General features: G+C 68.2%; 22 protein-coding genes, 10 tRNA genes and 1 pseudogene. 17 read left to right on the forward strand and 16 right to left on the reverse strand.

Going from position 1 to position 26777, the window contains the following annotated elements; translation table 11 throughout:
- Positions 1–54 precede the first annotated feature (54 nt).
- Complete coding sequence (locus VF632_RS19540) at positions 55–1662, reverse strand: peptide MFS transporter (RefSeq protein WP_331024618.1); 1608 nt, start codon at positions 1660–1662, stop codon at positions 55–57.
- Between the two features lie 220 nt (positions 1663–1882).
- On the opposite strand from VF632_RS19540, the gene VF632_RS19545 reads away from it, so the two are divergent.
- The 6 genes from VF632_RS19545 (at position 1883) to VF632_RS19570 (ending at position 8073) form a co-directional block, all read left to right on the forward strand.
- Positions 1883–2695 (forward strand): inositol monophosphatase family protein, encoded by an 813-nt coding sequence (locus VF632_RS19545; protein ID WP_331024664.1) that lies wholly within the window; start codon positions 1883–1885, stop codon positions 2693–2695.
- A 91-nt stretch (positions 2696–2786) separates the two neighbouring features.
- Complete coding sequence (locus tag VF632_RS19550) at positions 2787–2996, forward strand: hypothetical protein (RefSeq protein ID WP_331024619.1); 210 nt, start codon at positions 2787–2789, stop codon at positions 2994–2996.
- 81 nt (positions 2997–3077) lie between these two features.
- Positions 3078–3506: an OsmC family protein gene (locus VF632_RS19555; protein ID WP_331024620.1), complete on the forward strand. Its 429-nt coding sequence runs from the start codon at positions 3078–3080 to the stop codon at positions 3504–3506.
- A gap of 54 nt (positions 3507–3560) precedes the next feature.
- A complete protein-coding gene (gene pabB / locus VF632_RS19560; protein ID WP_331024621.1) occupies positions 3561–5309 on the forward strand; it encodes an aminodeoxychorismate synthase component I in 1749 nt (582 codons plus the stop codon).
- Between the two features lie 14 nt (positions 5310–5323).
- On the forward strand, positions 5324–5803 hold the full coding sequence (locus VF632_RS19565; RefSeq protein ID WP_331024622.1) for a carboxypeptidase-like regulatory domain-containing protein: 480 nt from the start codon (positions 5324–5326) through the stop codon (positions 5801–5803).
- 95 nt (positions 5804–5898) lie between these two features.
- Entirely contained in the window at positions 5899–8073 is a 2175-nt protein-coding gene (locus tag VF632_RS19570) for a TonB-dependent receptor (protein ID WP_331024623.1), read from the forward strand.
- Positions 8074–8722: 649 nt separating this feature from the next.
- Here the strand turns inward: VF632_RS19570 and VF632_RS19575 are convergent.
- From VF632_RS19575 to VF632_RS19635, 13 genes are all read right to left on the reverse strand, one after another.
- Positions 8723–8795: transfer RNA gene (locus VF632_RS19575), tRNA-Gln, on the reverse strand.
- Positions 8796–8829: 34 nt separating this feature from the next.
- A tRNA-Asn gene (locus VF632_RS19580) sits at positions 8830–8903 on the reverse strand.
- Positions 8904–8917: 14 nt separating this feature from the next.
- Positions 8918–8990 (reverse strand) — tRNA-Gly (locus tag VF632_RS19585).
- Between the two features lie 20 nt (positions 8991–9010).
- Positions 9011–9085, reverse strand: a tRNA-Val gene (locus VF632_RS19590).
- A gap of 4 nt (positions 9086–9089) precedes the next feature.
- Positions 9090–9163: transfer RNA gene (locus tag VF632_RS19595), tRNA-Met, on the reverse strand.
- A 17-nt stretch (positions 9164–9180) separates the two neighbouring features.
- Positions 9181–9253: transfer RNA gene (locus VF632_RS19600), tRNA-Glu, on the reverse strand.
- Positions 9254–9266: 13 nt separating this feature from the next.
- Positions 9267–9350: transfer RNA gene (locus VF632_RS19605), tRNA-Leu, on the reverse strand.
- A 21-nt stretch (positions 9351–9371) separates the two neighbouring features.
- Positions 9372–9445: transfer RNA gene (locus VF632_RS19610), tRNA-Arg, on the reverse strand.
- Positions 9446–9449: 4 nt separating this feature from the next.
- Positions 9450–9522, reverse strand: a tRNA-Lys gene (locus tag VF632_RS19615).
- A gap of 194 nt (positions 9523–9716) precedes the next feature.
- Entirely contained in the window at positions 9717–10442 is a 726-nt protein-coding gene (locus VF632_RS19620; RefSeq protein WP_331024624.1) for a PHB depolymerase family esterase, read from the reverse strand.
- Positions 10443–10606: 164 nt separating this feature from the next.
- A complete protein-coding gene (gene ypfJ, locus VF632_RS19625; RefSeq protein ID WP_331024625.1) occupies positions 10607–11449 on the reverse strand; it encodes a KPN_02809 family neutral zinc metallopeptidase in 843 nt (280 codons plus the stop codon).
- A 161-nt stretch (positions 11450–11610) separates the two neighbouring features.
- Complete coding sequence (locus tag VF632_RS19630; protein WP_331024626.1) at positions 11611–11916, reverse strand: hypothetical protein; 306 nt, start codon at positions 11914–11916, stop codon at positions 11611–11613.
- Positions 11917–11987: 71 nt separating this feature from the next.
- The gene (locus tag VF632_RS19635; protein WP_331024627.1) at positions 11988–12455 is read right to left on the reverse strand and encodes a hypothetical protein; all 468 of its coding nucleotides are present in this window, start codon (positions 12453–12455) and stop codon (positions 11988–11990) included.
- 153 nt (positions 12456–12608) lie between these two features.
- Between VF632_RS19635 and VF632_RS19640 the strand changes: the two genes are divergently transcribed.
- From VF632_RS19640 to VF632_RS19650, 3 genes are all read left to right on the forward strand, one after another.
- Positions 12609–13688, forward strand: coding sequence for an isocitrate/isopropylmalate dehydrogenase family protein (locus VF632_RS19640; RefSeq protein ID WP_331024628.1), 1080 nt, complete (start codon positions 12609–12611; stop codon positions 13686–13688).
- Between the two features lie 623 nt (positions 13689–14311).
- Positions 14312–14749, forward strand: coding sequence for an IS200/IS605 family transposase (tnpA, locus tag VF632_RS19645; protein WP_331024629.1), 438 nt, complete (start codon positions 14312–14314; stop codon positions 14747–14749).
- A 127-nt stretch (positions 14750–14876) separates the two neighbouring features.
- Entirely contained in the window at positions 14877–16058 is a 1182-nt protein-coding gene (locus tag VF632_RS19650) for a CapA family protein (RefSeq protein ID WP_331024630.1), read from the forward strand.
- Positions 16059–16523: 465 nt separating this feature from the next.
- On the opposite strand, the gene VF632_RS19655 is transcribed toward VF632_RS19650, so the two are convergent.
- Positions 16524–17117, reverse strand: a complete 594-nt coding sequence (locus tag VF632_RS19655) for a C40 family peptidase (RefSeq protein ID WP_331024631.1) — start codon at positions 17115–17117, stop codon at positions 16524–16526.
- A gap of 308 nt (positions 17118–17425) precedes the next feature.
- Here VF632_RS19655 and VF632_RS19660 point away from each other — a divergent pair, with 308 nt between their 5' ends.
- The 4 genes and pseudogenes from VF632_RS19660 to VF632_RS19675 all read left to right on the forward strand — a co-directional run bounded on the left by VF632_RS19660 (position 17426) and on the right by VF632_RS19675 (position 21104).
- Positions 17426–18364 (forward strand): serine hydrolase, encoded by a 939-nt coding sequence (locus VF632_RS19660; RefSeq protein WP_331024632.1) that lies wholly within the window; start codon positions 17426–17428, stop codon positions 18362–18364.
- A 23-nt stretch (positions 18365–18387) separates the two neighbouring features.
- Positions 18388–18483: pseudogene (locus VF632_RS19665) on the forward strand (epimerase); the annotation flags it as partial.
- A gap of 629 nt (positions 18484–19112) precedes the next feature.
- Positions 19113–19919, forward strand: coding sequence for a hypothetical protein (locus tag VF632_RS19670; RefSeq protein ID WP_331024634.1), 807 nt, complete (start codon positions 19113–19115; stop codon positions 19917–19919).
- A 468-nt stretch (positions 19920–20387) separates the two neighbouring features.
- The gene (locus VF632_RS19675) at positions 20388–21104 is read left to right on the forward strand and encodes a hypothetical protein (protein ID WP_331024635.1); all 717 of its coding nucleotides are present in this window, start codon (positions 20388–20390) and stop codon (positions 21102–21104) included.
- A 450-nt stretch (positions 21105–21554) separates the two neighbouring features.
- On the opposite strand, the gene VF632_RS19680 is transcribed toward VF632_RS19675, so the two are convergent.
- Complete coding sequence (locus VF632_RS19680) at positions 21555–22640, reverse strand: M23 family metallopeptidase (RefSeq protein WP_331024636.1); 1086 nt, start codon at positions 22638–22640, stop codon at positions 21555–21557.
- Between the two features lie 274 nt (positions 22641–22914).
- Between VF632_RS19680 and leuS the strand changes: the two genes are divergently transcribed.
- The 4 genes from leuS to VF632_RS19700 all read left to right on the forward strand — a co-directional run bounded on the left by leuS (position 22915) and on the right by VF632_RS19700 (position 26725).
- Positions 22915–25401 (forward strand): leucine--tRNA ligase, encoded by a 2487-nt coding sequence (gene leuS / locus VF632_RS19685; RefSeq protein ID WP_331024637.1) that lies wholly within the window; start codon positions 22915–22917, stop codon positions 25399–25401.
- Positions 25402–25404: 3 nt separating this feature from the next.
- On the forward strand, positions 25405–25764 hold the full coding sequence (locus tag VF632_RS19690; RefSeq protein ID WP_331024638.1) for a hypothetical protein: 360 nt from the start codon (positions 25405–25407) through the stop codon (positions 25762–25764).
- Between the two features lie 131 nt (positions 25765–25895).
- Entirely contained in the window at positions 25896–26492 is a 597-nt protein-coding gene (locus VF632_RS19695; RefSeq protein ID WP_331024639.1) for a hypothetical protein, read from the forward strand.
- Positions 26493–26651: 159 nt separating this feature from the next.
- Positions 26652–26725, forward strand: a tRNA-Met gene (locus VF632_RS19700).
- Positions 26726–26777 lie beyond the last annotated feature (52 nt).

The following is a 26777-nucleotide window of genomic DNA, read 5'->3' on the forward strand; positions in this document are numbered from 1 at the left end:
CGCCGCGCGCGAATCCAATCGCGCGCGGCGCTTCTCGAACCCCGAGCGACAGGATCAGTGCGCGCCCGCCGCTCCGCCCTCTTCGCGCATCATCCGCCGGATGGGAATGCTCAGCAGCGCCAGCACCGCCGCGGCGATGAACAGCGACGCCGTGGTCACCGTGAACAGGCGGGGCATCTGCTCCAGCTTCTCCGGGTCCACGTGGCCGCCCACCAGGCCGCCGATCAGCGTGCCCACGGAAGACGCCAGGAACCAGATTCCCATCATCTGCCCCACGAACTTGCGCGGCGACAGCTTGGTCATCGACGACAGGCCCACCGGGCTCAGGCACAGCTCGCCGACGGTCTGGAAGAAGTAGCTGCCCACCAGCCACCAGGGCGAAACCAGCACCTGCCCGCCGCCGGCCACCACCTTGTTGGCCGCGAAGATCATCATCAAGAAGCCCAGGCCGGCGAAGAACAGGCCCAGCGAGAACTTGCCGGGGCTGGAGAAGTCGCGGTTGCGGCGGCCCAGGGTCAGCCAGAGCGCGGCGAACACCGGCGCCAGCGCGATGACGAAGAACGAGTTGATGGCCTGGAACCAGGTCGCAGGCATCTCCCAGCCGCCGATGTTGCGGTCCGTGAAGTCGGCCGCGAACAGGTTCAGCGAGGTGGGCGCCTGCTCGAAGGCGCTCCAGAAGATCGCCGCGAAGATGAACAGCACCATGATCACCGCCACCCGCTTCACCTCGTCGCGATTCAGCTCGCCGAAGATGAAGATGTAGCCGAAGTAGACGGCCGCGGTGCCCACCAGCACGTACGTCATGTATCCACCGATCGCCTGCGCGTTCAGGTGGATCGTCTTGGTGGCGCCCAGGATGAACACGATGGCGATGGCGATGCCGATGCCGCTGATGACGCCCTTGACCGTGCGCTCCTGCCGGGCCTGCACCACCGGGTCCGGGTGGCGCGTGGGCTCGTTGCCGATGTCGCCCAGCGTCTTCTGCGCGCGCAGCCAGTACCACAGCAGGCCCAAGAGCATGCCCACGCCCGCGGCCGTGAAGCCCGCGTGCCAGCCCACTTCCTCGCCCAGGTAGCCGGTGATCAGCTGGCCGGCGAAGGCACCCAGGTTGATGCCCATGTAGAAAACGCTGAACCCCGCGTCGCGCCGCGATCCGCCCTCGGGGTACAGGTCGCCCACGATCGCCGAGATGTTGGGCTTCAGCAGGCCGGTGCCGCAGACGATCAGCAGCAGGCCCAGGAAGAACATCGACTTGCCCAGCGTGCCCTCCCCGCCGAAGTACGACAGGCCGATGGAAAAGTGGCCCGCCGTGATCAGCGCCGCCCCCACGAAGATGGCGCGGCGCAGCCCCAGCAGCCGGTCGGCCACCCATCCGCCCGGCAGCGACGCCAGGTACACCAGCGAGCCGTAGATCCCCACGATGGCCGACGCCTCGCCGCGCTCGAAGCCGAAGCCCCCGCTGGTGACCGCCGCCGTCATGAACAGCACCAGCAGCGGGCGCAGGCCGTAGAACGAGAACCGCTCCCACATCTCGGTGAAGAACAGCGTCGACAGGCCGAGCGGATGCCCGAAGAACCGGGTGTCCTGCGAGGCGTGGCCGCGCATCGGGTCGTCGGCGAGGGTTCCGCCGCCGCCGTACTGGGGTGAGAGTCGCTTGCTCATGCCGAATCGCGTGGATGGGTGTGGGGCCGGGAAGCCGGATAAACGTTCGTCCGACCGGCGGTGCGGCGATGGGCCGCAACTGACAGCGTGCGGACGTGCTTGCGTGTGGGCGGCGCAATGTACAGAATGCCCCCGCGCCGCGCCACCATGGGTGCGGTGCGGCCCCTTGCGGGCGGATTTGCGTACCGGCGGCGGCACCCGGGAGTTCCCTTTCGTGACGATGGATACGGGGCCGTTCGCGGCCGAGCTGGCGGTGGCGCTGGATGCGGCGGCGGGCGCGGCGGCATTGATCACCGCGCGGGGCGGTGCGGCCGAGGTGCGCGAAAAGGGCAGGGCAGACCTGGTGACGGCGGTGGACGAAGCTGCCGAGCGCCTGGTCGCGGAGCGCATCCTGGCCGCCTTTCCGGGCGACACCGTCGTGGGCGAGGAGCTGTCGTCGACCCACGTGCACAGGGGCCGGCGCTGGTACGTGGACCCGGTGGATGGAACGACGAACTTCGTCCACGGCCATCCGTTCGTGTGCACCAGCATCGGCTTCGCGGACGACGATGGCATGGCCGTAGCCGTCATCCACGCGCCGCTGCTGGGCGAAGTGTACCACGCCGCGCGCGGGGGCGGCGCTTTTCTGAACGGCGCGCCGATCCGCGTATCCGATGTGACGGACGCGCGGCGGGCACTGCTGGCGACGGGGTTTCCGTTCAAGAGCGGCAAGGGAAACCTTGACGCGTACATGCGGCTGGTGGCGGATGCGGTGCGCGGCACCCACGACGTCCGCCGGGCCGGCAGCGCGGCGCTGGACCTGGCGTTCGTGGCCGCGGGAAAGGTGGAAGGCTTCTTCGAGGTGGGCCTGTCGCCATGGGACGTGGCCGCGGGAATGCTGCTGGTGCACGAGGCCGGGGGACGCGTCACCGGCTGGCCGGGTGATGCTCACGAGCCGCTGGTCACCGGCCGCGCCCTGGCGAGCAACGGCGCGATCCACGGCTGGCTGTCGGCGCTGGCGGCGGCGCACGTGGAGGCGATCGGCCGGGCATAGCAGCGCCCGTCCCGCTCCGGCACCTCTCGTGCATCGGTGGCTTGTGGACCGCGCCGCTACACGCGGCCACACCAACGCGGAGAGAACGACAATGTCGGCTTTCGGAACGTACCTCGTGGGATTCGTGATCTTCGTGATCGGCCTGGCGTTCATCGCGCACCTGCTGGATGTGCCCACGATGTGGATTGGCGCTGGCGTGATCGTGATGATCGGCATTGGCATCATATCCGCCACCAGCCGCACCAAGCCGCGCGACCCGCAGCAGCCGCCATCCGGCGGGCCGCCGCCGCCGCGGTACTGAGCGGACCGGTATTCGCGGCGCCGCCCGCCCCGCCCCGCGCCGGGGCGGGCGTTTTTCCGTTATTGCTTTCGAGAGACCGAGATGCCCGAGGGAGTGCCCGCGGAGTACCCGATCGAGGTGGTGTGGGAGGGCGGCATGCGTTACCGCGGCGGGCGCGCCGGCGGGGCGACGCTCACGGTGGACGGTGACGCGCAGGCGGCGCCCAGCCCGGTGGACGCGCTGGTGATCGCGCTCGCCTCCTGTTCCGCCATCGACGTGGTGGATTACTTGGAGAAGCGCCGCACGCCCGCGTCGTCGCTGTCGGTTTCGGTGCGCTTCTCCCGCGCGCCCAATCCGCCGCGCCGGCTGACGGAGGCCGTGCTCACCTATCGCCTCGCGTCCGATTCGCCCCGCGAACACGTGGAGCGCGCGGTGCAGCTCTCGTTCGAGAAGTACTGTTCCGTCGCAGGCTCGCTGGCGCCCGACACGCGGCTGGACTACGAGATCGAGCTGAGCCCCGCCGCCGGCTGACTCATCGACCGGGTCTCGGCGATCCGGCGAGCCGTCTCCTCATCCCATCCGCCCGTGGCCGCCCCGCCCGTCATTCGCTTCGATTCGCTGGATCCGCAGCGCGGCGCGCGTTCCCTGCGCTTCGCGGATTTTCAGCGCGTCCTCCGGGCGGAGACCGTCGACGAGGTGCGGCCGGTTCTCGCCGCCGTCCAGCGCGCGGTGGACGCGGGCCTGCACGCCGCCGGATTCGTGGCGTACGAGGCCGCGCCCGCGTTCGACCCCGCCCTCGTCACCCGCCCGCCCGATCCGCGCCTTCCCCTCGCCTGGTTCGCCCTCTACGCCCGGCGCGAAGAGGTGAAGCCGGCGTTCGGTGACGCGGCGGACGTGGATCTAGGTCCGTGGCGGATGGACATTTCGGAGGACGAATATCGCGATCGGATCGAACGCATCCGCTTCCTGATCGCGGCCGGCGACACCTACCAGGTGAACTTCACCGCCCGGCTGCGTGCGGACGTTCGAGGAGACGATCTGGCCTTCTACGAGCGTCTCTGCCTGGCGCAGCGCTCCGCGTTCTGCGCGTTCCTGCGGCTGGACGGCTTCTCCATCCTGTCCGCGTCGCCCGAGCTGTTCTTTCACGCCACGGCTAGCGACCTGGAGCTTCGGCCGATGAAGGGAACCCGGCCGCGCGGCAGGTGGCCGGACGAGGACCGCGCGCTCGCCGCGGAGCTGGCTGCCTCGCCCAAGGACCGCGCCGAGAACCTGATGATCGTCGACCTGCTGCGGAACGACGCCGGCCGGGTGGCCGAGTTCGGCAGCGTGCGCGTGGAGCGGATGTTTCAGCCCGAGCGATACGAGACGGTGCATCAGCTTACCTCCACCGTACGCGCACGGCTGCGGCCCGGCGCGGGGCTCCCGGAGATCTTCGGCGCGCTGTTTCCCTGCGGATCCGTAACTGGCGCGCCCAAGGTGCGGACGATGGAGATCATCGCCGAGCTGGAGGATGCGCTCCGTGGCGTGTACTGCGGCGCCATCGGCTTCGCGTCGCCCGGGGAGTCGGCGTTCAGTGTGGCGATCCGCACGCTGGTGCTCGATCACGCCACCGGTGAGGTGGAACTGGGTGTCGGCAGCGGGGTGACGTTCGATTCCGACGCATCCGCCGAATACCGCGAGTGCCTGGCGAAGGCCGCTTTCGCCCGCCGCGCGCCCGCCGGGTTCGACCTGCTCGAAACGCTGCTGTGGGAGCCGGACGGCGGATGGTACCTGCTGGACGGCCATCTCGATCGGCTCGCCGGCTCCGCGGAGTACTTCGACTTCCCGTTCGATCGCGAGGCGGTGATCCAGTCCCTGGCCCGCGCCGCGGGTACGTTCACGAGTCGCCCGATGCGGTCTCGCCTGACGCTCGCCCGCGACGGGCTGATTACCGTCGAAAGCGCGCCGCTGGAGTCATCACCCGAGCCCGTCCGCGTTTCGATTGCGCTGGAGCCGGTCGACAGCCACGATCCGCTGCTGTACCACAAGACCACGAGCCGCGCGTTGTACGAGAGCCGAGCGGCCACGCGACCCGACTGCGAAGACGTGCTGCTGGTGAACGAGCGCGGCGAGATCACCGAATGCACGATCGCGAACCTCATCGTCCGCATCGGTGGCGCGCTTTGGACGCCCCCGCTGGAGAGCGGCCTGCTTCCCGGCGTATTGCGCGCGGAGTTGCTGGCGCGCGGCGAGATCCGCGAGCGCGTCATCCGCCCGGACGACCTCGTCCGCGCCGAGGAAATCTGGCTGATCAACTCCGTCCGCCGCTGGCGCCGGGCGGCCCTTGTCCCGTAACGCAGGAGACGCCCATGGCTGAACGACGTGCGGTTCTTCCATTTCTCATCGGCTTCACCGTGCTGGCCGGTGCCGCCGCTTGCATCCCCATCCCCAATACCGTGACGCTCTCTCCGGCCATCGAGGGGCGGTACATTCACGATGACCGTACCCCGATCCCGGGCGCGCGGGTTCTGCTCTCCACCGCGGACAACGACTCCACGTGCGCCCGCCCCGCCGTGAGCGCCGTCACGGACGGGGAGGGCCGCTTTCAACTGGCGGCGACCACGCGGAGGGAACAGGTGATCCTGGTGATCCCAAACTTCGATCGCATGTTCTGCTATCAGATCTGCGGAGGCAGATCGGAGCCTCTCCATCGCGCCGAGCGCAGGTGCGAGATGCACTCGGTGGACGCGAGCCAGGAGGTGCGCTGCGTGGAGTACCCGGCGTCCGCACAACGGGACAGCGTCCGTCTTGCCTGCTACCAGACCGCACGAGAGAACGACGAAGCCTGATCCACGCGGCCGCCGTGGTCGCGTAAGTACGCGCGGCAATGTAAGTTTGGCCCGGTTTCCAACTCGCATCACCGATCCCGGGCCGCCGCGCAGACATGTCCGCTCGCTTCACGTTCCTGATCGCCCTCCCCCTGCTCACGGCTCTGCTCGCCCCGGCGGACGCGCGCGCGCAGACGGCGCCGGACTCCGTTACGGTTTCCCTCACCGTCACCTCCGGCGGCAACCCCATCTCCGCCGCGGAGGTGCGGGTCGAGAGCCGCTCGTGGCGAACGGACCCGGCCGGGCGCGCAGATCTTCGCCTGCTCCCCGGCCGCCACCGCCTGAACGTTTCCGCCGAAGCCCTCGAGCCCGCGTCGGTGGCCATCAACACCCATCGCGACACGACCATAACCGTCGCCCTCGCCCCGGCCGAGGACGAGCACGAACACGAGGCCGAAGAGCTGGAGGCGGTGATCGTGACCGCCACCCGCAGTGAGCAGCGCATCGAGGATGCGCCGGTTCGCGTGGAGGTGCTGGCGCGCGAGGAGGTGGAGGAGAAGATGATGATGACGCCCGGCGACGTTTCGATGATGCTCAACGAAACGAGCGGGCTGCGGGTGCAGACCACCTCGCCTTCGCTGGGCGGCGCCAACGTCCGGGTGCAGGGGCTGCGCGGGCGGTACACGCAGGTGCTCTCGGACGGGCTGCCGCTGTACGGGGGCCAGAGCGGGTCGCTGGGCCTGCTGCAGATTCCGCCGATGGACCTGGGGCAGGTGGAGGTGATCAAGGGCGCGGCGTCGGCGCTGTACGGCGCGTCCGCGCTTGGCGGCGTGGTGAACCTCGTTTCGCGCCGCCCGGCGGACGATCGCGAGCTCCTGCTGAACGCCACCACGCTGGGCGGGGCGGATGCGGTGCTCTGGTCGTCCGGCGCGCTGAGCGGTCGCTGGGGCTACACCTTCCTGGGCGGGGCGCACGGGCAGCGGACGGCGGACGTGGACGGCGACCGCTGGGCAGATCTTCCCTCGTACGCCCGCGGCGTGGTGCGCCCGCGGCTGTTCTGGGACGACGGGCAGGGCCGCTCGCTCTTCGTCACCGTCGGCGCGACGGCCGAGGACCGAAACGGTGGCGGGGAGATCCCCGGCGGGGCGCGCTTCGCCGAAGAGCTGCGCACGCGCCGGGCAGACGCGGGCCTCGTCGCCCGCTGGCTCACCGGTGGCGCCCTGCTGAACGTCCGCGCGTCGGCGATGGGGCAGCGGCACGACCACCGCTTCGGCGAGGTGCGCGAGCGCGACCGGCACGCCACCTGGTTCGGCGAGGGATCGGCGGCGTGGACGCGGGGCGCGCACACGCTCGTCGTGGGCGCGGCCCTGCAGCGCGAGGCGTACGCCGCGCGCGACGTGCCCGGCTTCGACTACACGTTCGCCATCCCCTCCCTGTTCGCGCAGGACGACTGGCACCCTGCCGAGTGGCTCGGCGTAACGGCCAGCGGCCGCGTGGACCGGCACAGCGAGTATGGCACCTTCGTCAGCCCGCGCGTCTCCGCGCTGGTGCGTCCAGGCGCGGGGTGGAACGTCCGCGCGTCCGCGGGCGGCGGCTACTACGCGCCGACGCCGTTCACGGAAGAGACGGAGGCGATCGGCCTGGCGCCCCTGCGGCCGCTGGAGGGGTTGAAGGCCGAGCGAGCCCGGGGCGCCTCGCTGGACGTCGGCCGGACGCTCGGCGACCTGGAGCTGAACGCGAGCGTGTTCGGGTCCGTCGTCGACGATGCGCTTCAGCTCGTGGTCCCGGAGCTGACGACGGACCTGGGGCTGGTGAACGTCCCCGGCGAAACCCGCACGTGGGGAACGGAGGCGCTGCTGCGGTACCATCGCGAGCCGTGGCACGTAACGGCCACGCACACCTACGTGCGCGCCACCGAGCCGCAGTTCCGGACGAGCGAACGGCGCACTGTGCCGCTCACACCGCGGCACCAGTCGGGGCTGGTGGCCATGTGGGAAGCGGAGGGGCGGGGAAGGCTCGGGCTGGAGCTGTACTACACGGGTCTGCAGTCGCTGGAGGACAACCCGTATCGCGACCAGAGCCGGCCGTACCTGGTCGTCGGGATGCTGGCGGAGCGCACAATCGGCCGTGCGCGCGTGTTCGTGAACGGCGAGAACCTGCTGGATGCGCGGCAGACGCGGTGGCAGCCGCTCGTGCTCCCCGCGCGCTCCGCCGAGCGCCGCTGGACGACGGACGCCTGGGCGCCGCTGGAGGGCCGCGTCATCAACGCGGGCGTGCGGCTCTCCTGGTAGGAGCCCTCACCCGGCCGCGCTGACACGCGTGCCACCCTCTCCCACAAACAGCGTGGGAGAGGGGGTACACTTCGAAACTTCGGTGCGCACGAAAGCCTGTCATCCTGAGGCCCAGGCGCGCCGCAGCTGCCCGTAGCACGACCGTCGCGGGCCGAAGGATCTAGCCTGAACCACGAATCAGCCCGGGCGCGGCAGCGGGCACACAGCCTGGGCCTCGGACGTGGGCGAGCCACGCCTCGCGGCCGGAAGCCACGGGAATGGCGCGCCCTCGGGGCTGCACGGGCGAATGAATTCGCTGCAACAACCACACGAAGTCCACCTTCGTGGACTACAAGCTTTTGTGTGGTGATTGGGTGGGTGGCGCGACCTGGTAGAGCAGGGCCGGGTGAGCCGGATGGAATGGTGCGCTTCGGTTGGTGTGTGGCGGATCCCTCGGTCGCTGCGGTCGGCGGTGCACCCTCAGGGTTGGCCGTGGCCGCTCCGTCGGGATGACACTCGCGCTCCGGCTGGTGAGGTGCGCGTGCGGTTGATGCCCCGCCACGCGCCAGCCGCGGGTTCACCCGCTCCCGCGGGGGGCGTCGGATCGGAACCACCGGTGGGATAGACGACGAAACGCCCGGACCGCTTGCGCGATCCGGGCGTTTGGGAGTTGCCCCTCCAGGGCTCGAACCTGGACTCTTCTGATCCAGAGTCAGACGTGTTGCCAGTTACACCAAGGGGCAGCATGCCGAACCGAACCAACCATCCCGACGAGAGCGCCCACTCCAGGACTCGAACCTGGGACCCTCTGATTAACAGTCAGATGCTCTAACCAACTGAGCTAAGTGGGCTTACCGACCTACAGAGCGGGCAACCAGATTCGAACTGGCGACCTCAACCTTGGCAAGGTTGCGCTCTACCAACTGAGCTATGCCCGCACTCCGTACTACACCAGCAGTGGTCGCCGTAGGATTCGAACCTACGACCTCTCGCGTGTGAAGCGAGCGCTCTGGACCAGCTGAGCTAGGCGACCCTCATAGCGGGGGCGGGATTCGAACCCGCGACCTTCGGGTTATGAGCCCGACGAGCTACCAGGCTGCTCCACCCCGCGACACGTTCTGCAAAAAGTACCCCGTACGGGAATCGAACCCGTGTTTTGGCCTTGAGAGGGCCATGTCCTAGGCCACTAGACGAACGGGGCCCTGCATCCATCATGCTCCCGAGAGGACTCGAACCTCCACGAGCTTGCGCCCACTAGATCCTGAATCTAGCGCGTCTACCAGTTCCGCCACAGGAGCAAATTGTCAAACACCGGAAGGTGCGCCCAGAGAGATTCGAACTCCCGACCTTCTGATCCGTAGTCAGACGCTCTATCCAGCTGAGCTATGGGCGCGCAGTGCACCGAGTAGGAATCGAACCTACAACCTTGGGATTAAGAGTCCCCTGCTCTGCCAGTTGAGCTATCGGTGCCTAATTGCTTGCAGCCGCAGAATTTACATCCACCCGGCCGCCTGCGCAAGCCCCCGCCGCGTCGCCGTGTCGCGCGTCCTGCCACGCTTCGGTCGGTGCGGGGCGACGAATATACCAGCGCGGCGCCCGCTTGTGAAGCCCCCCATCGCGATCTCCTGTCGCGCCCTGCCGATCCGCCCAAAACGCGGCCCGCCTCAGGTCAGCGGCGGCTGCTCCGCCGCGGGCTCCCGGCCCAGGAACCACGCCACCGCCTCCGCCGCCAGGTCGGGCGGAACCGTGTGCGCGCCGTCGAACTCGTGGTAGTTCACCGCGTAGCCCGCCGCCGTCAGCCGGGGCACAAGGCGGCGGCTGCACGCGTCGATGGGCAGCACCCGGTCGGCCCGGCCGTGCGACACGTAGATCTCCGGCGCGCCCCGCTGGGCCGGGGGCGCCGCGAAGCCGGGTGAGAACGCGATCAGGTGGGTGAACAGGTCGCCGTTGGCGAGGCCCAGCGACAGGGCGTACGAGGCGCCGTCGGAAAATCCCTCCACCGCCACGTGCGCGGGGTCCACGGCGCACCGGTCGAAGGTCGCCTCCATCGCCGACTGGATGAACGCCACGTCGGGGCCGAAGCCGCCCACGATCACGTCCCACGTCTGGTCGCGCGAATCGGGGGCCAGCAGCACCAGCCCGGCCTCGTCGGCCAGCCCCTGCAGGATGCGCAGGGCGTTCTGCCCGCTGCCCCCCGCGCCATGAAGCATCACCACCAGTGGCGCCGGCCGCGCGGCGTCGTACCCGGCGGGAACGTAGAGCAGGGCGTCTCGGCGCGGATCCAGCCCCAGCCGGTGCAGCCCCGGCTCCACGGCCCGGGTCGGCTGCCCGGGCCGGGCCGTCAGCCGCCCGCCGGCATCGTCACCGCGAATGGTTCTGCTTACGCTCACACGACGGGTCCGGTGGATGGGTTTCGGCCAAGACCTCGGGGGATTGACAACGAACGTGCCGCCCGTGCCGCAGCACCGCTCCCGCACGTCGGCTTCTCCCGGGAAACGAACGCGGGGCCGCCCGTTCCAGGCAGCCCCGCGTCGTTCCTCCGCTCGATCCCCTTCTAGAGTCGTTCCGCCTTGAAGGTGTCGCACGAGCGGTCGTCGCCCGATTCGAAGCCCTGGCGGAACCAGCGCACCCGCTGTGCACTGCTCCCGTGGGTAAAGGTTTCTGGCCTGACGTCCCCCTGGCGCCCCTGCAGCGCATCGTCGCCGATGGCCGTCGCCGCCCCCAGCGCCTCTTCCACGTCGCCCGTCTCCAGCCACTTCCGCTGCTGCTGCGAGTGGTGGCCCCAGACGCCGGCGTAGCAGTCGGCCTGCAGCTCCTGCATCACGGACAGCTGGTTGGCCTCTTCCTCGCTCACCCGCTGGCTGGCCGCGTTCACCTGCTGTGAGATGCCCCGCAGCGTCTGCACGTGGTGCCCCACCTCGTGCGCGATCACGTACGCCTGGGCGAAGTCGCCGGGCGCGCCCAGGTCGCGCCGCAGCTGCTCGTAAAAGCTCAGGTCGATGTACACGCGTTTGTCCGCCGGGCAGTAGAACGGCCCCACTGCGGCGCTCGCCCCGCCGCACGCCGACTGCACGCGGCCGGTGAACAGCCGCAGCTTGGGTTCTTCGTAGGTTTCGCCCGACTGCTGAAAGAGTCCGCGCCACACGTCCTCGGTGCTCGCCAGGACCACCGACACGAACTGCGACATCGAGTCCTGCTGGGCGGTGGTCTGCGTGGGAGCCGGCTCCGCCTGGGGCGTCGCCGCCTGCTGCAATCCGGACGAGTCGCCGGTCAGCGCGTAGTAGAGCAGGCCCAGGACCAGCGCTCCGATGCCGCCCCCCGCCGCCATCCCGCCTCCGCCGCCGCGCCCGCGGCCGTCCTCGAGGTTGGAGCTTTGTCGTCCGCCTTGCCAGCGCATGTGCTTCTCCTCAGTGGATATCCGCCGTTCCGCGTTGCGCGGGACACTCTCGCCCTCCCTCTCGCAAGCGCAGTGCTAGCCCGCGCGGCGGCCGGGCTGCGACGAAAAAGAGCGGGGCGGCGGACCGTGTGATCCGCCGCCCCACTCTCCATCCAGGCGCCTCAGCCGTTCTGCGGGCCGGTGCGGTTGATGTCGTCCGGGGTCGATGCCTCTACCCGGCGCGCCTGGTCCCGCAGCGCCTCGGTGTTCTCCTGGACGTTGCGAAGGTTGTCGTTGGCCTGCGACGCGTCTTCGCCGCCCATGCCATCCACGCGGAAGCCCTCGACGGGCTGGTCGGTGTCGGGCGCCGTCGCTTCTACGCGGCGGGCCTGGTCCTGCAGCGCCTCGAGGTTTTCGTGCGCGTTGCGGACGTGCGCTTCGGCGTTGCGCGTGTCTTCGTTGCCCTGGTTGCGATCGTTCTGGTCCATCCGTTCCTCCTGAGATGGGTCGATTTGCGTTTGCAGCCGGGCGCGTCCCGGTGCACGTCCCGTTCCGGCGCTCAGCCCCGCGCGTCCCCGTCCCCACTCCCGTCCGCGGGCCCGTCCACCTGCGGGACCTCGGTCCGGGCGATCTGGTTGCTCACGTCGGAGAGCTGGTCGCCCAGTGCGCGGACGTTGTCCTGGATGTCGCCCACGTCCCCGCGGTTGTCGCGCACGGCGCTTTCCGTCCGCCTGAGCTCCTGGCCCGTCTGGCGCAGCCGCTCGGCGTTTTCCTGCAGCAGCTGGGCGGCTTGCCGCTGCCCTTCGGCGACGTTCGCCTGCCGGTTCATCAGGTCCACGTCGTCGGCGCCGCGGATGCGGTCGGCCTCGGCCATGTCGGGCGGCAGGCGAAAGGCGTAGTCCGTCTCCTGGCCGCCGTTCATCGCCCGGACGTTCTCGTCCAGCGAGCCCGCTGCCTCGCGTGCCACCCGCGCCGCCGTGTCCTCCACGTCGCGCAGCGTGCCATCGCCACCCTGGTCCTGGTCCATCGTCCACCTCGGTGTGGGAGTTCGCGTTCCACCCCGGCGGGTGCAAACGCCTCGCCACGGGATCGCCGTGGCGTCGCGGGCGTGCTTGCCGCGCTGCCGCCGCCGCGCCTAGCTTCCGCGCCTTCGGTGCTCCATCAGGCAATGTCCCCCAGCATGAAAGCTCGAGAGATGGCGAAAGTGGCGGTGATTCCTGGTGACGGCGTGGGCAAGGAAGTCACGCGCGAGGCGGTGAAGGCGCTCCGCGCGGTGACGGAAGGCACCGGCTTCGAGCTGGACCTGGTGGAGTGGCCGCACGGGGCCGACCGCTACCTGGAAACCGGCGAGGCCATCACCGACGCCGAGTTCGCCGACCTGCAGTCCAATTACCAGGCCATCCTGCTGGGCGCGCTGGGCGACTCGCGGGTGCCGGGAAACGAGCACGCGCGCCAGATCCTGCTGGGAATGCGCTTCCGGCTGGACCTGTACGTGAACTTTCGCCCCGTGCGCCTGTTCCACGAGCGGCTGACGCCCCTTCGCGACAAGCGGGCGGAGGACGTGAACTTCGTCATTTTCCGCGAGAACACCGAGGGCGTGTACGTGGGGATGGGCGGCACCTTCAAGCAGGGCACGCCCGACGAAGTGGCCATCCAGGAAGACGTGAACACCCGCAAGGGCGTGGAGCGCATCATCCGGGCGGCGTTCGAGTACGCGCGGCGGAACGGCCTGACGCGCGTGACGATGTCGGACAAGGCGAACGCGATGGAGTTCGCGGGCGGGCTGTGGCGGCGCGTGTTCAAGCTCGTGTCGGCCGAGTACGGCGACATCGAGAGCGAGGCGCTGTACGTCGACATGCTGGCCATGGACATGGTGCGCCGCCCGGAGCGATACCAGGTGATCGTCACCGGCAACCTGTTCGGCGACATCCTGTCGGACCTGGGGGCTCAGCTGGCCGGCGGGCTGGGGCTGTCGCCGTCCGGGAACATCCACCCGGGGCGGATCGGCCTGTTCGAGCCGGTGCACGGGTCGGCGCCGGACATCGCGGGAAAGAACCTGGCCAACCCCTTCGCCGCCATCCTCACCGCGGGGTTGATGATGGAGCACCTGGGCCGCCCCGCCGAAGCCGCGAAGCTGGAAGACGCGGTGCGCGCCTGCATCCTGGCCGGCGAGGCGACCACGGATCTGGGTGGGACGCTGGGAACGCAGGCCGCGGGTGATGCGATCGTGCGGCGGCTGAGCGTAGCGGATGCGCCGTAGCAGCGGACGCGAGGTGGGTAGCAGCGGACGCGGTGGCAGCCTGTCATCCTGAGCCCCAAGCGCACCGCACTCACCCGTAGTGCAGACTCCGCGGGGCGAAGGATCTAGCCTGAATCGCCTCTCAGCCTAGGCGCGGCAGCGACACCGAACCATGGGCCTCGGTCTTGTTCCTCGCCTGGGGAGTGAGCCCAGGCCCGCACGGGCGAATGAATTCGCTGCAACGACCACACGATGTCCACCTTCGTGGACTGGCCTGCTGTCGTGTGGCTTCGGTGATGGGGCGCGCCCTGGCCTCTTCCCTTCCTTCGAGTGCTGCTTTCTGGGGTCGATCGCACCATACTCAGGCCGAGCGCAATCTGTAATCCAGAGGCCCGAGCGCACTGACCGGCCCGCAGTTGCATACCATGCACCGTGGGATCTTGCCGCGGAAGCCACTTTACCCGGGCGCGGCAGCGACACCGACCATGGGCCTCGGTCTTGTTCCTCGCCTGGGGAGTGAGCCCAGGCCCGCACGGGCGAATGAATTCGCTGCAACAACCACACGATGTCCACCTTCGTGGACTACGAGCTTTCGTGTTTCGGCAGGTGTGTGGCGCGACTCCACCTCTTCTCGGGAGTGGGATATGCGGGAGCCTTTCACCCAGTTGTACCTGCACGTCACCTGGGCCACGTGGAACCGTGCGCCGCTGATCACGCCATGGCTGATGGAGGCGATCGACCAGTGCATTCGCGCCGAGTGCGTAAAGCTGGGCGCCAACGTCGAGGCGTTCGGGGGCGTGCAGGATCACGTGCACCTGCTGGTCCGCTTCCCGACCACCGTCTCGGTCGCCGACCTGGTGAAGCAGGTGAAAGGCTCGTCGTCGCACCTGGTGGGGCAGAGGCTGCGAACGGCCTTCAAATGGCAGGGCGGATACGGCGCCTTCACCGTATCGCCCTACCACGTCGAGAAGGTGCGCAACTACGTGCTGCACCAGCCCGAGCACCACGCGGCGGGCAACACCCATCCGGCCCTGGAGCTTCCACGGCGCGACGAAAACGGAGCCGGCCCACGCGCCGCGTAGCGCCCAATCAAAGGCGCGCACCTGGAACCCGAACCATCCCAAAGCCGGTAGTCCACGAAGGTGGACTTCGTGTGTTTGTTGCAGCGAATTCATTCGCCCGTGCACAGCCTGCCCCGGAACCATCGTCATGGCACTCACGCAGACCCTGGCGCTCCCCCTCTTGGCCGCCGCCCTGAACGCAACCCTCGCCGCGCCCGCCGCCGCCCAGGCGGCTCGCCCGGGCCAGCCGCCCGCTCCCGTGCGCGCCGACACGGTGGGCGTGCGTATCTGCGCGGGCGGAGACATCACGCTGGGGACCAACCTGGACACCGCGTGGGTGCACACCGCGCGGGCGCGGCTGGGCCGGCGCGTTCCCGCGCTGCCGCCGCCCGACTCGCTCATCGAGCCGCTTCGCCCTCTGGTCGCAGACGCGGACATCGTGCTGTGGAACGTGGAGGGCGCGATCGGGGACGGGCCCATCAACCGGCGGAAGTGCGCGCCCGGGTCTACGGCATGCTACGCCTTCCGCTCGCCCCAAGCATCAGCGGACGCACTGCGGCAGGTGGCTGAGGGAGCCGAGGTCGTCGCCAACGTCGCCAACAACCACGCGCGGGACGATGGCGACGTAGGCCGACGCAACACCATCCGCAGCCTGGAGAGCGCCGGCGCACACGTGACCGGGGCCGACACCCTGGCCACCGTGGTCGCCACTGCGGAGGGCGACACCGTGGCGTTCCTGGGCTTCGCGCAGTGGGCAGGGCCGGACCCGCGGAACCTCGCCGCCGTGCGCCGCCACGTGAGCCGGGCCGCGGAGCGCTGGCCCCGGCTGGTGGTGACCATGCACATGGGTGCCGAGGGCCGCGGGCACCAGCGCACGCCCGACCGGCGCGAGATCTTCTACGGCGAAGACCGCGGCAACGTCGTCGCGTTTGCGCGTGCGGCCACCGGCGCCGGCGCGGACCTGGTGGTCGGGCACGGGCCCCACGTGATGCGGGCTGTGGAGTGGCGGGACGACGCGCTGGTGTTCTACTCGCTGGGCAACCTGCTGACGTACGGGCCGTTCTCGCTGGTAGAGCCGCTGAACCGTAGCGCCATCGCCTGCGCGGTGCTCGACGACGAGGGCCGCGTGCTCTCAGGCCAGCTCCGGTCCACGCGCCAAATGCCACCGGGCCAGGTGCAGGCGGACGACACCGGCCGCGCCGCTGCCCTGGCCGACTCGCTCTCGGCACTGGACTTTCCGGACACAGGTGCCCGCATCGATCCCGTCACCGGCGAAGTGCTGCGCCCGGACATTCGGCTCCCCGCGGACGTGCCCCGCCGCCCCTACTAAAGCGATCGAACAACGCGGTCAGATCCACAGCAAGGTCGCGCCCCGGTCTCGACGAGTGCACCAGAGCAAGCCAGTCCGCGAAGGCGGACTTCGTGTGGTCGTTGCAGCGAATTCATTCGCCCGCGGGGGCCGGGGCCACCTCGGGGTGGGATCCCATCACCCGTGCAGGGCCGGGGGGGCTGGCTTCTGGTTGGGATTCCCACGGCTCGGCCCACCCTCACACGAGGTTCCGAGCCCCAATACTCGGTGTCGCTGCCGCGCCCAGGCTGTTACGTGGTTCAGGCTAGGTCCGTCGGCCCGGCATAGGGGCATGTGCGGGTGAGTGCGGTGAGTTCGGGCCTCTGGATGACAGGTTTTGGCGAGGGACGGCAGGGGACGGCAGGGAGCGGCGGATCTTGGTGATGCGCACAAACGAAGAAGCCGGCCCCCCTCGGGCCGGCTTCGATGTTTCCACAGCGTCCGTGCTCAGCCGCGGCGTTTCGGCGCGACGGGGCGGGTGCTGGGCTGGGGCGCGGGGGCTGCCTGCGCCACCGCCCGCGTTTCGGCGCTGTCGCCGCGGATGTAGCGACGAACGCCCATCCACGCGCGCACCAGGTTGGACTGCGGCCGGTCGAGGCTGCTTTCCACGATGCGCCCCTGGCCGCTGCTGGCGTGCACGTACCGCCCCTCGCCCACGTATACGCCCACGTGCGTCACGCGGCCGCCCCGCCCGAAGGTGAGGATGTCGCCCGGGCGAAGCAGCGACCGGTCGCGCGGCACCTCCTGGCCCGCCCGCGCCTGCTGCGCCGCCGTCCGCGGCGTTTCCACCCCGAAGGCACGCATCAGGTACTGCGTAAAGCCGCTGCAGTCGAAGCCGCGCGGGCTGGTGCCACCGAACACGTACCTCCGCCCGAGCTGCTGCCGGGCCATGCTCACCACGGAATCGCGCCGAGCCTCGATGCTGAAGCGGGGCCCCGCCGAACGGACGGAGCGCGGGCCTTCCTGTGCGGCGACGAACACCGGCGCGGACAGAAATACGAGCACGAGCGCGCAGAGCGCGTTCCGGGGTGACCAGGCCATCTGTGTTGCGGGAGTTCGGGTTCGACAGATCGGTGCCAGGAACCGGATCACCGGGGGGCATCCCCTGCCAGGGACGGCCGCGGCGGCACCGAAGCGAATCGCAGAAGCGAGTGCGTTTGAGACGGACGCCATCTTACGCCCGCGGTCCGGCAGGCGCAACACCTTCGGTCTGGACGGATTCCTAAGCTGTTGAACCACAACCCGTTGCGGATTCATCTTCGGTTCGCCCCACAGGGCGCGGTGGACAGCGGATGCGCAACGCTCCATCTTGCCCTCGCATCCTCTTCCGCCCCGACGCACACACGCCCATGCCGCTGATCCGACTCGCCCTGCTCCTGGCGCTGGCCCTGCTCCCCGCCTGCGCGCCCGCCGCCGCACAGGCCGGCTCCACGCGCGCCTCCACCGACACGGCCGCGCTCCGGCGCACCATCGAGAATGCCTCCGCGGGCTACCAGGGAATCGTGGGCGTCAGCGTGCGGAACCTGGCGACCGGGGAATCCCTCTCCATCCGCGGCGGCGAAACGTTCTCCAGTGCCTCGCTGATCAAGGTGGCCGTCCTGGTCGCGCTGCTGGACGAGGTGGAGAAGGGAACCATGCGGCTGGACGAGCCGCTGTCGATGCTGGCGCGCGACCGGGTGGGGGGCAGCGGCGTCCTTCAGCACTTCCATCCCGGGCTGCAGCTGACGGTGGAAGACGCGGCCCGGCTGATGATCATCATCTCCGACAACACGGCCACCAACCTGCTCCTCGAAAAGCTGAACATCCGCACCGTGTGGACGAAGATGGAGGCGCTGGGGCTGCCCCACACCAAGATCCACTCCAAGACCTTCAACCGCGCCACCAGCGTGGCGATGGACAGCTCGGTGAAGTACGGCCTGGGCGTCACCACCCCGGAAGAAACGGTGGAGCTGTTCGCCCGGCTGCACGCCGGGACCGCCGTGTCGCCGCGGATGGACTCGCTGGCGCTCGCGATCCTGCGTGAGAACGAGGACTCGAACAAGCTCACCCGCTGGCTTCCGGCCGGCGCCCGGGCGGCGCACAAGAGCGGCGACGTGGACCAGGCGAGAAACGACTGTGGCATTCTGTACGGACCGGATGCAGCGGTCGCGATCTGCGTGATGACTCGCGAGAACCGTGATACCTCGTATGCGACCGACAATCCAGCTAACCTGCTGATCGCGCGGATCGGCAGCGAAATCTACCGTCACTACAATCCGTCGGCCCCGCCACCGGCGATCTCCCGATGACCTCAGGCCAGGAGAAACGGCGGATGAAGATCGTGTTGCCGGGCGGGTCGGGGCAGGTGGGAACCCTGCTGGCCCGCGCCTTCGTGGCGGATGGGCACGAGGTGGTGGTGCTGTCGCGAGATACCGGTAGGTTCTGGCCCCTTCCGCGCCTTTAGCAAATTGTACACATCAAGAAGATGAAATGCGAGAACGTCGGCTCACTGTTGACTCTGGCTATTTTTGTTGACCGAAACTAAAGTTAGCTCGACCTTCAGGAACTCGCGCGTCGAGAGCGATGCCTATAAAGCCGGCCAAGCAGGCCAGACCGAGAATTCGGGCGGAACGTCCCCTCTACGAGCCAACTCCGCGGCCGCCTCATCTGATTTTGGATGAGGGCGTGGATGGCGTAGCCATTGATCTCTGGCAGATTCTTAACGATTGCGAGCTTTGGCGGTCGAGCAACTCCAGGGGAGGGTTGTTCCGCGTCGGTGGGCGGGAGTGGAGGGAGGAACTTTGGGCTCCCGAACTAGTGGAATCGCTTTCAGTGCTTCGTGCCGTCTCGGCGGGGACCGATCTCGCCCGCAGTGACGACCTAGCCGTCGCCGCAGCTAATGTTTGGGAATGGGCGGAGCAGAACCAGCTCGTCGAAACAGCGCTTCAGTTTAGTGAACTCGCGGCTCGGCTCAGTCCTGCCTCGCCTGAGCGCTCTGCCACAGCAGGACGCCTATCCCGTCGAATCGGCGATGTAAGACGGGCGACGCGATGGTTCATGCGTGCGATTCGCCTCGCTCGCTTAGCGGACAATGAAGTGGCGCTCGCGACCGCCCATCTCGGCTGGGGTATGCTCTACTTCAATCAGGGCGATTACCTACATGCGGAGGTTCACTTCACGAGAGGGTACCGTTGTGCGATGCGTGCGGGATTCCATGGGCTGGCCGGATCGGCGACGCACGATATTCTAGTCGTTAGCATCTCGTCTGGACGGTATGATGATGCCATGCCCCAAGCGACAGCAGCAGCGAAGCTTTACACTGCCGATCATCCGCGATTCCCATTGCTAGCGCATGATGTCGCGTTTCTGCTGTCGCGCTTGGGATACTATTCTAGCGCTCTCCCCGTTTTAGAGAAGTGCTTGCCGTTTGTAGAAGGTACGCGGGAACGAATACTAGTCCTGGCGACCCTTGCTCGCGCCGCCGGCGCAGTACGTGATCGACTGCGTTTCGAGCGTGCGGCGGCCGAGGTAGTGAGGTTGGCTGCGCACAGCGAGGAGATGTCGGATATGAGTCTCTACCATGTGGCCCAAGGTGCGCGAGGATTCGAGATGTGGGAACGTGCACGTGAGTTGGGCGGGCGCGCTGCTGCGATCGCCACGCGCTCCGGGAATAAGTACATCCTCCAAGCTGCGCCTGCGCTTCTAAACAGCATTGAGAACCGCGAGCCCGGAGACGAAGACGTCGTACCGCCGGAAGGCGGCGAAATCGATGCGCTCGTGGCGAAACTGCTGAAACGCCTTCAAAAACACACCGCTCCCCACGATGGGAGAGCGGTGCCTGTAGAAAAATTCCCAAAATACTGACTTAGTGCCCGGAGCCTGCGAGTCCTGGGTTCCGATTGGTACCTCCTGCCGAATCCACCTCCGTAGTTTGCGTGGCTACTGATGTCGTGTCCCCGTCACGATGCCCGCCGCCTGCAAGGCCTCCGTTTGATCTCAGTTCAGAACCCGTTGGGCCGACGGGTGTCGGCCCGTCAGCACACGAGGCGATCAGCAGCGCTGCGAAAAGAATAGGAAGGATTCTCCAGCGGTGGTTTGGCTTCATGAGTCATGCTCCGTTGTACGAGGAGTGGTGGCGGTCACGAATTGTAGGGCGCACCGATGGAGACAGCAACGGTAGTATATTTTTCTCACCGGTACTGGCAAGACATCCGTAAGGGTATATCCGACCCATAAATGTGCACGCCGACGTGTCCGTGTTCGCACGATTGGGCGCGAAAGGATTGACCTCCCACTCGGATCCGGTTTACCGTGGCTGGAAACGCATCCACGGTGAGCATTGGCGAGGAGGACCGAGTGACACTAGTAGCGCACCAAGAGCGGAAGATTCTGCTGACGTTGTATCACACGCTCCAAGCTCGTGATGGGTGGAAACGGCGGGGAGTCGTCGGATGGCTGTTCATTGACGAAGTGGATGAGTCGCGACGGGCGTATATCGGCGACGCGCTCAACCACCTGGTCCGGATGCGGCACGTTGAAAAGCTCGATGTGCGGGAGCGCGGATCGGGACGGGCGGTGAATCTCTACCGCATCACGGGGTCGGGGCTCGTGTGTATCGGCGAGCAGGCGATAACGCTGGAACTTCCGGCAGCGGAGGACAGTGCTCTAGAGGACGCGAGTCTGTACATGCCGAGGGCGTGCTGGGGTGCACTAGCTGTTCTGCAGACGCAACTGAACCGCAGCCTTGGGAAGAGGCGATTCGATGAAGTAGGCTGGATGACGGCAGGTGAGATCTACATCGCAGGCCAATACGTGCTTTCCGAGGAACTAGCGTGGCTCGTAAAACGCGGCTTTATCGTGAAGCAAGTGGTTGATCGGCCGGGTAAACCCGGCCGTGGGCCGACGTTCTACAGAATCACTGAACGCGGCCTCGGATGCGAGGCGTTGCAGGCGCGTGGGCATTTTGTCCAGGTCGTACTACCTACGCCGTCTCAAGTCACGGGACGTTCACACAGTTCAGGCCGGCAACCAATTCGGCCGGGAGCCTGAGCAATGTATCTCGACCGATTAGCTGAGTTAGCGCAAGAGGAAGAAGTTCGGCGGGCTATACAAGGGCGTCTCCGCACAGGTACCATGCGGGCCGTTGCCTCCGAAATCGGGATCAGCAGTAGAAGGCTGACATCCTTCCTCAACTTGGGATCCCCCCGATTTGAAACATTGGAACGGCTGCTCGACTGGTACGGGGACCAGCCAGAACAGGAGGTAGCGGAGGGAGTCGTGCACATCTTGAGTCTGGTATATGCGCTTCCCGCGCCCTCTCGATATCCGGCCCGGGTGCGTTTGGCCCAAGATCTACTGACTGTCTACGCCGCAGCTGAGGCCCAGCCTCCCGGCTGGCTGATCGAAGAAACAGAAGTTGTGGGCCGGGCTCTCCGTTCATCGGCTTAAGGGGGCGCGTCCAAGCCTCCGCTCATCCGGAACGTTCCCCGGAGGCGAGCGCTACGGGTGCGCTTCCGCTCCTGGCGGCTGGTCGAACACCCGCACGGCGAAGGGGAAGGTGCCGCGCAGCGACGGGGTAGCCGGGCCCCCAGCGGCACCCGCGGGCAGCAGGGTGAAGGGCTGGGTATGGATGAGCTTGTCACCCTGATACGTCCGGATCTGCCACGCACCGGCCTCGATCAGTTCGCCACTCACCGGAACGTCCAGCACGAAGTAGCGCATGCTGAACGAGGCACCGGCCTGCACCTGTCCTGCGTTCCTGAGCGCGCCCCCCGGTGCGCGCAGCTCGAACCGGGTCTGGGCCGCCGGCTGGTTCGCGACCTGGAGCCAGAACCGGAAGCCGGTGGCGTTCAACGGGAACGTGCTGAGCGTTGGCGGACGCTCGATCAGCACGGCGAAGGCCCCCGGCTGGTCCGTAATCCCCGCATCCGTCACCTCGAACGCATTCTGATAAGGGAGCTGGTCCGCCCACAGGCTTTGCGACGGCGAGCAGTCGCCGGCGAAGGGATCGATCGAAGCTCCGCCTTTGCGCACCTCGAAGTGCAGATGCGGCCAGTTGGACCTGCCGGAGCTGCCCACCAATCCGAGGACCGCGCCCCGTCGCACGCTCTCACCGTTGCTGACCGCGACCGAGCCGCGGCGGAGGTGCCCATAGATCGTGCTCAACCCGCCGGGGTGGGTGATTTCGACGGCGTTCCCGAACCCACTGGTGCCCTCCCACGTGATGTTCCGGTCGGGAAGCCCATCACTCACCCACGTCACGGTGCCATCCGCCGCCGCGATCACCGGTACGCCCTTGTCCTGCACCTGGAAGTTGCGCAGCAGGATGTCGACACCCCCGTGGCCGTTGTACGACTTCAGGCCGCACGCGTGGTCCCGGGCACCGGTGCCCGGGTCGTGGTCCAGGTACGCGCCGTAGAACACGTCGTCCATCGGCACGCCCACGATGGGCGCGGTGAACGAGGACTCATCCCGCGGCCCCGTGGAATCTCTGCAGCCGGCCAGGGCTGCGAGCGTCAGGGCTGCGCCGAGAGAGCGCGCGGCGGACATGGTTCCTTTCGAGGTGGGGTCCAGGCGAGAGTGCATTCATTGATAATCGTCAGGGCCACGCGCCACAATGCTCCCGTGCCGATGCGGCGATCCTGATCGCGGCATCGGGAGGGATGCCGCTTCGGGCAGCGATCCCTGCTGGCGTTCCACGTGCGCCACGGTCGGAAGCGCGCTGGACAGGCCTTGTAGATTACACGCCTGAATGGCAGTTTAGGGGAGCGAGCCGCCGACGCACCGACGCCGGCGGCTCGAACTGCAGTCGGCACCATCGGCAGGCGCAATCCATCGGGGCGCGGGGTCTGAACGGAACATGAGCAACGGAAACCATACCGACAGCTACAATCCCGCCGAAGTCGAGCGGAAGTGGCAGGCGCGCTGGGACGAGCGGGGCACCAACGCGTGGACCGACGAGGCGCTGCGGTCCGCTGAAAAGCCCTTCTACAACCTGATGATGTTCCCGTACCCCTCGGCCGAGGGGCTTCACGTGGGCAACATCTACGCGTTCGCGGGGGCCGACATCTACGGCCGCTTCAAGCGCCTGCAGGGATACCAGGTGTTCGAGCCCATCGGCTTCGACGCGTTCGGCATCCACAGCGAGAACTTCGCGCTGAAGCAGGGGATTCACCCCACGGAGCTGATCCCCCGCAACGTCGAGCGCTTCACGCGGCAGCTGCGGCGCGTGGGCTTGATGTACGACTGGAACCACACGGTCGACACCACCACGCCCGATTACTACCGGTGGACGCAGTGGATCTTCCTGCAGCTGTACAAGGCCGGGCTCGCCGAGAAGAAGGCCGCGCCCGTGAACTGGTGCCCGTCGTGCAACACCGTGCTGGCCAACGAGCAGGTGATCGGCGGCGAGTGCGAGCGCTGCGGCACCGCGGTGGAGATGCGCTTTCTTTCGCAGTGGTTCTTCAAGATCACGAACTACGCGGGCAAGCTGCTCGACAACCTCAAGACGCTGGACTGGTCCGACACCACGCGCAAGGCCCAGGAGAACTGGATCGGCCGCAGCGAGGGCGCCGAGCTGGCGTTTCCCATCGCCCGTCGCAAGGTGGCCGACGACCGGCACGAGGGCGCGCAGGTGGAGGCCGAGCGGCCGGTGATCCGCGTGTTCACCACCCGTCCCGACACCGTGTTCGGCGCCACGTACATGGTGCTGGCCCCCGAGCACCCGCTGGTGGACCGCGTCACCACGGAAGATCAGCGGGACGCGGTGGATGCGTACCGGCGCCAGGCGTCCGCCCAGGACCTGGTTACGCGCAAGAAGACCGACAAGACCAAGACGGGCGTGTGGACGGGCGGCTACGCCGTGAACCCCGCCACGAAGCAGGAGATCCCCGTCTGGATCGCCGACTACGTGCTGATGGAGTACGGCACCGGCGCCATCATGGCCGTGCCCGGGCACGACGAGCGCGACTTCGAGTTCGCCACGGAGTTCGGCTTGCCCATCGTCCGCGTGGTGGCGGGCGAGGGGGACGATGCGCAGACGCCGCTGGCCGAGGCGTACACCGGGCCGGGGCGGCTGGTGAACAGCGGCCAGTTCGAAGGCACGGACGTCGGGGAGGCGAAGTCCGCCGTCACCGAGTGGCTGGCGTCGATGGGCGTGGGGGAGAAGCGGATCAACTACCGCCTGCACGACTGGACGATCAGCCGGCAGCGGTACTGGGGCCCGCCCATCCCCATCCTGTACTGCGACGAGTGCGGCATCGTCCCGGTTCCGGAAGACCAGCTGCCCGTGGTCCTTCCCTTCGTGGAAGACTTCAAGCCCGACGCCTCCGGCATCTCGCCGCTGGCCCGGCACGAGGAGTGGTATCTGACGGAGTGCCCGTCGTGCGGGGGCAAGGCGCGGCGGGAGACGGACGTCAGCGACACCTTCCTGGACAGCGCCTGGTACTTCCTGCGCTATCCCAGCGCCGGGAACGAGCAGGTGCCGTTCGATCCCGCCATCACGCGCACGTGGCTGCCGGTGGACAGCTACATCGGCGGCAACGAGCACGCGGTGCTGCACCTGCTGTACGCGCGCTTCGTCACCATGGCCCTACGGGACATGGGGCACGTGGACTTCGAGGAGCCGTTCACCCGCTTCCGCGCGCACGGGCTGATCGTCAAGGACGGTTCGAAGATGTCGAAGTCGCGCGGCAACGTGGTGGTTCCCGACGACTACATCGCCGAGTGGGGCGCCGACACCTTCCGCACCTACCTGATGTTCCTGGGGCCGTACCAGGAAGGCGGCGACTTCCGCGACAGCGGCATCACCGGCCCGTACAACTTCCTCACGCGCCTGTGGGACTCGGCGCTGACGGCGGAGGAGCGCGAGCTGGACCGCGACGTCGAGCAGAAGCTTCACGCCACCATCCGCAAGGTGACGGAAGACCTGGAGGCGCTCTCGTACAACACCGCCGTCGCCGCGATGATGGAGTACCTGAACGTGGTCCGCGCGGGCGGCCGCACGCCCGAACGCGCGGCGGTGGAGCCGCTGGTGCGCCTGGTGGCGCCGTTCGCGCCGCACATGGCCGAGGAGCTGTGGGAGCGGATGGGCGGCGAGGGCTCCATCTTTGAAGCCGCCTCGTGGCCGGCGTTCGACGCAGCCAAGGCGGTCGCCGACACCGTGGAGTTCGTGGTGCAGGTGAACGGAAAGGTGCGGGCGCGCATGCCCATGGCCCGCGGCATCGGCGAGGCGCAGGCACGCGACTCGGCCCTGGCTGACGAAAACGTGCGCCGGTGGATCGAGGACAAGCAGGTGCGCAAGACGGTCTTCGTTCCCGACCGCCTGGTGAACCTGGTCGTCGGCTGAGCCGTGGACGGCGCGCCGGGGAACCTGTCCCGGGGCGCCGTGGGGCGGCGGCTGGTGCAGGAGGCCACCTTTCCGCCGGCGCTGAACTCCATCCACGAGGCGCTCTCCACCCTCGACGCCGACTACCACACGCGGCACGAGGGGAGCGACGTGGGCGGCTTCCGCTACGTGCGGACGGGTGACCGCTCGTGCACGGTAGAGGTGCGCAGCCCGTACCCGTGCGAGCTGGACCGCAACGTGGTGGAGGAGCTGGCCCAGCGCTTCAAGCCCGGCGATTCGCCGGCCGTTTTCGTCAGCCCCGCCGACGAGGCCCGCTGCCGCAAGCGCGGGGCGGAGGCCTGCCTGCTGGCCGTGAGGTGGTGAGCCAGGGCGTGGCATGATGGTTGGAAGGGGAGGAGCCGGCCGCGGCTCCTCCTTTTCGTTCGGAGCGGGAGGACTGGAGCACGGGCCCGGATTGCTTATCTTGGGGGAAAGGCCGAATACGCGAGGTGACGATGAGTGCGCCGATCGAGGCTCCCAACGTTCAGGTGACGCTGCCCGCCCACCCTCCCGCGCCCGCGCGGGTGGGGCTGGTGCCGCAGCCGCTGCCCGGGCGCGCGCTCAAGGCGCTGCTCTCGCTGGCGTTCTTCTGGGGCATCATCCCGTACGCCGTGTGGGTTCCGCCGCACTACCCATGGCCGGCGGTGTGCGTATGCGCCGGCGGGTTCCTGGCACACCTGTTCTGGACCGGGCGCTACCGCGTGCTCTGGTTCCTGGGCGTGTGCCCGCGCTGCGGCAAGCACCTTCGCATCGCGTCCGGGACGCGCATCGCGCTTCCGCATACGCTCACCTGCTTCGCCTGCCACTTCGAGCCCGTGCTGCGGGTGCAGGAGCCCGCGGAGGCGCCCCCCGAGGCGCTGCTGCGTCACCTGAAGCCCGAGTGCACCGGCGCCTGGAGCGAGGGATGGATGTGGGACGAGCGCTTCCTTTCGTGCGACGGGTGCGGGGCGCGGCAGCCCGCCACCCCGGAGCTTCGGCGCGTGGCGGCCGACGAGAACGAGCGGGGTGCGCTGCTGCGCCGCCTGGCCGACGAGGGCCGCTTCCTGACGTGAGGCCGGACAACGAAAAAACCAGTTCTTGTCAAGGCCTTGAAAAGATCGGAGATCGGTTTATACTTACGCCGTCGCCGCCGGGGACACGGGCGGTGAACGCGAAAACCCGCCGGCGGGGTTGACGCGGAAGGGTGAGGGTGATACATTCGGTGTCCTTGTCGCGGGGTGGAGCAGCCTGGTAGCTCGTCGGGCTCATAACCCGAAGGTCGCGGGTTCGAATCCCGCCCCCGCTATGCCGGACCCCCGCCGCCGCAGCCGGGCGGCTTTTTGTTGGGGAAGCAAGGG

Source organism: Longimicrobium sp. (genome assembly GCF_036388275.1).
GTDB lineage: Bacteria > Gemmatimonadota > Gemmatimonadetes > Longimicrobiales > Longimicrobiaceae > Longimicrobium.

What these genes read in the sequence shown, in the direction of transcription:
- VF632_RS19540 (WP_331024618.1), bottom strand. Translation starts at nt 1,662, where the DNA reads ATGAGCAAGCGACTCTCACCCCAGTACGGCGGCGGCGGAACCCTCGCC.
- VF632_RS19545 (WP_331024664.1), top strand. Translation starts at nt 1,883, where the DNA reads ATGGATACGGGGCCGTTCGCGGCCGAGCTGGCGGTGGCGCTGGATGCG.
- VF632_RS19550 (WP_331024619.1), top strand. Translation starts at nt 2,787, where the DNA reads ATGTCGGCTTTCGGAACGTACCTCGTGGGATTCGTGATCTTCGTGATC.
- VF632_RS19555 (WP_331024620.1), top strand. Translation starts at nt 3,078, where the DNA reads ATGCCCGAGGGAGTGCCCGCGGAGTACCCGATCGAGGTGGTGTGGGAG.
- VF632_RS19565 (WP_331024622.1), top strand. Translation starts at nt 5,324, where the DNA reads ATGGCTGAACGACGTGCGGTTCTTCCATTTCTCATCGGCTTCACCGTG.
- VF632_RS19570 (WP_331024623.1), top strand. Translation starts at nt 5,899, where the DNA reads ATGTCCGCTCGCTTCACGTTCCTGATCGCCCTCCCCCTGCTCACGGCT.
- ypfJ (WP_331024625.1), bottom strand. Translation starts at nt 11,449, where the DNA reads ATGCGCTGGCAAGGCGGACGACAAAGCTCCAACCTCGAGGACGGCCGC.
- VF632_RS19630 (WP_331024626.1), bottom strand. Translation starts at nt 11,916, where the DNA reads ATGGACCAGAACGATCGCAACCAGGGCAACGAAGACACGCGCAACGCC.
- VF632_RS19635 (WP_331024627.1), bottom strand. Translation starts at nt 12,455, where the DNA reads ATGGACCAGGACCAGGGTGGCGATGGCACGCTGCGCGACGTGGAGGAC.
- VF632_RS19640 (WP_331024628.1), top strand. Translation starts at nt 12,609, where the DNA reads ATGAAAGCTCGAGAGATGGCGAAAGTGGCGGTGATTCCTGGTGACGGC.
- tnpA (WP_331024629.1), top strand. Translation starts at nt 14,312, where the DNA reads ATGCGGGAGCCTTTCACCCAGTTGTACCTGCACGTCACCTGGGCCACG.
- VF632_RS19650 (WP_331024630.1), top strand. Translation starts at nt 14,877, where the DNA reads ATGGCACTCACGCAGACCCTGGCGCTCCCCCTCTTGGCCGCCGCCCTG.
- VF632_RS19655 (WP_331024631.1), bottom strand. Translation starts at nt 17,117, where the DNA reads ATGGCCTGGTCACCCCGGAACGCGCTCTGCGCGCTCGTGCTCGTATTT.
- VF632_RS19660 (WP_331024632.1), top strand. Translation starts at nt 17,426, where the DNA reads ATGCCGCTGATCCGACTCGCCCTGCTCCTGGCGCTGGCCCTGCTCCCC.
- VF632_RS19670 (WP_331024634.1), top strand. Translation starts at nt 19,113, where the DNA reads ATGCGTGCGATTCGCCTCGCTCGCTTAGCGGACAATGAAGTGGCGCTC.
- VF632_RS19680 (WP_331024636.1), bottom strand. Translation starts at nt 22,640, where the DNA reads ATGCACTCTCGCCTGGACCCCACCTCGAAAGGAACCATGTCCGCCGCG.
- leuS (WP_331024637.1), top strand. Translation starts at nt 22,915, where the DNA reads ATGAGCAACGGAAACCATACCGACAGCTACAATCCCGCCGAAGTCGAG.
- VF632_RS19695 (WP_331024639.1), top strand. Translation starts at nt 25,896, where the DNA reads ATGAGTGCGCCGATCGAGGCTCCCAACGTTCAGGTGACGCTGCCCGCC.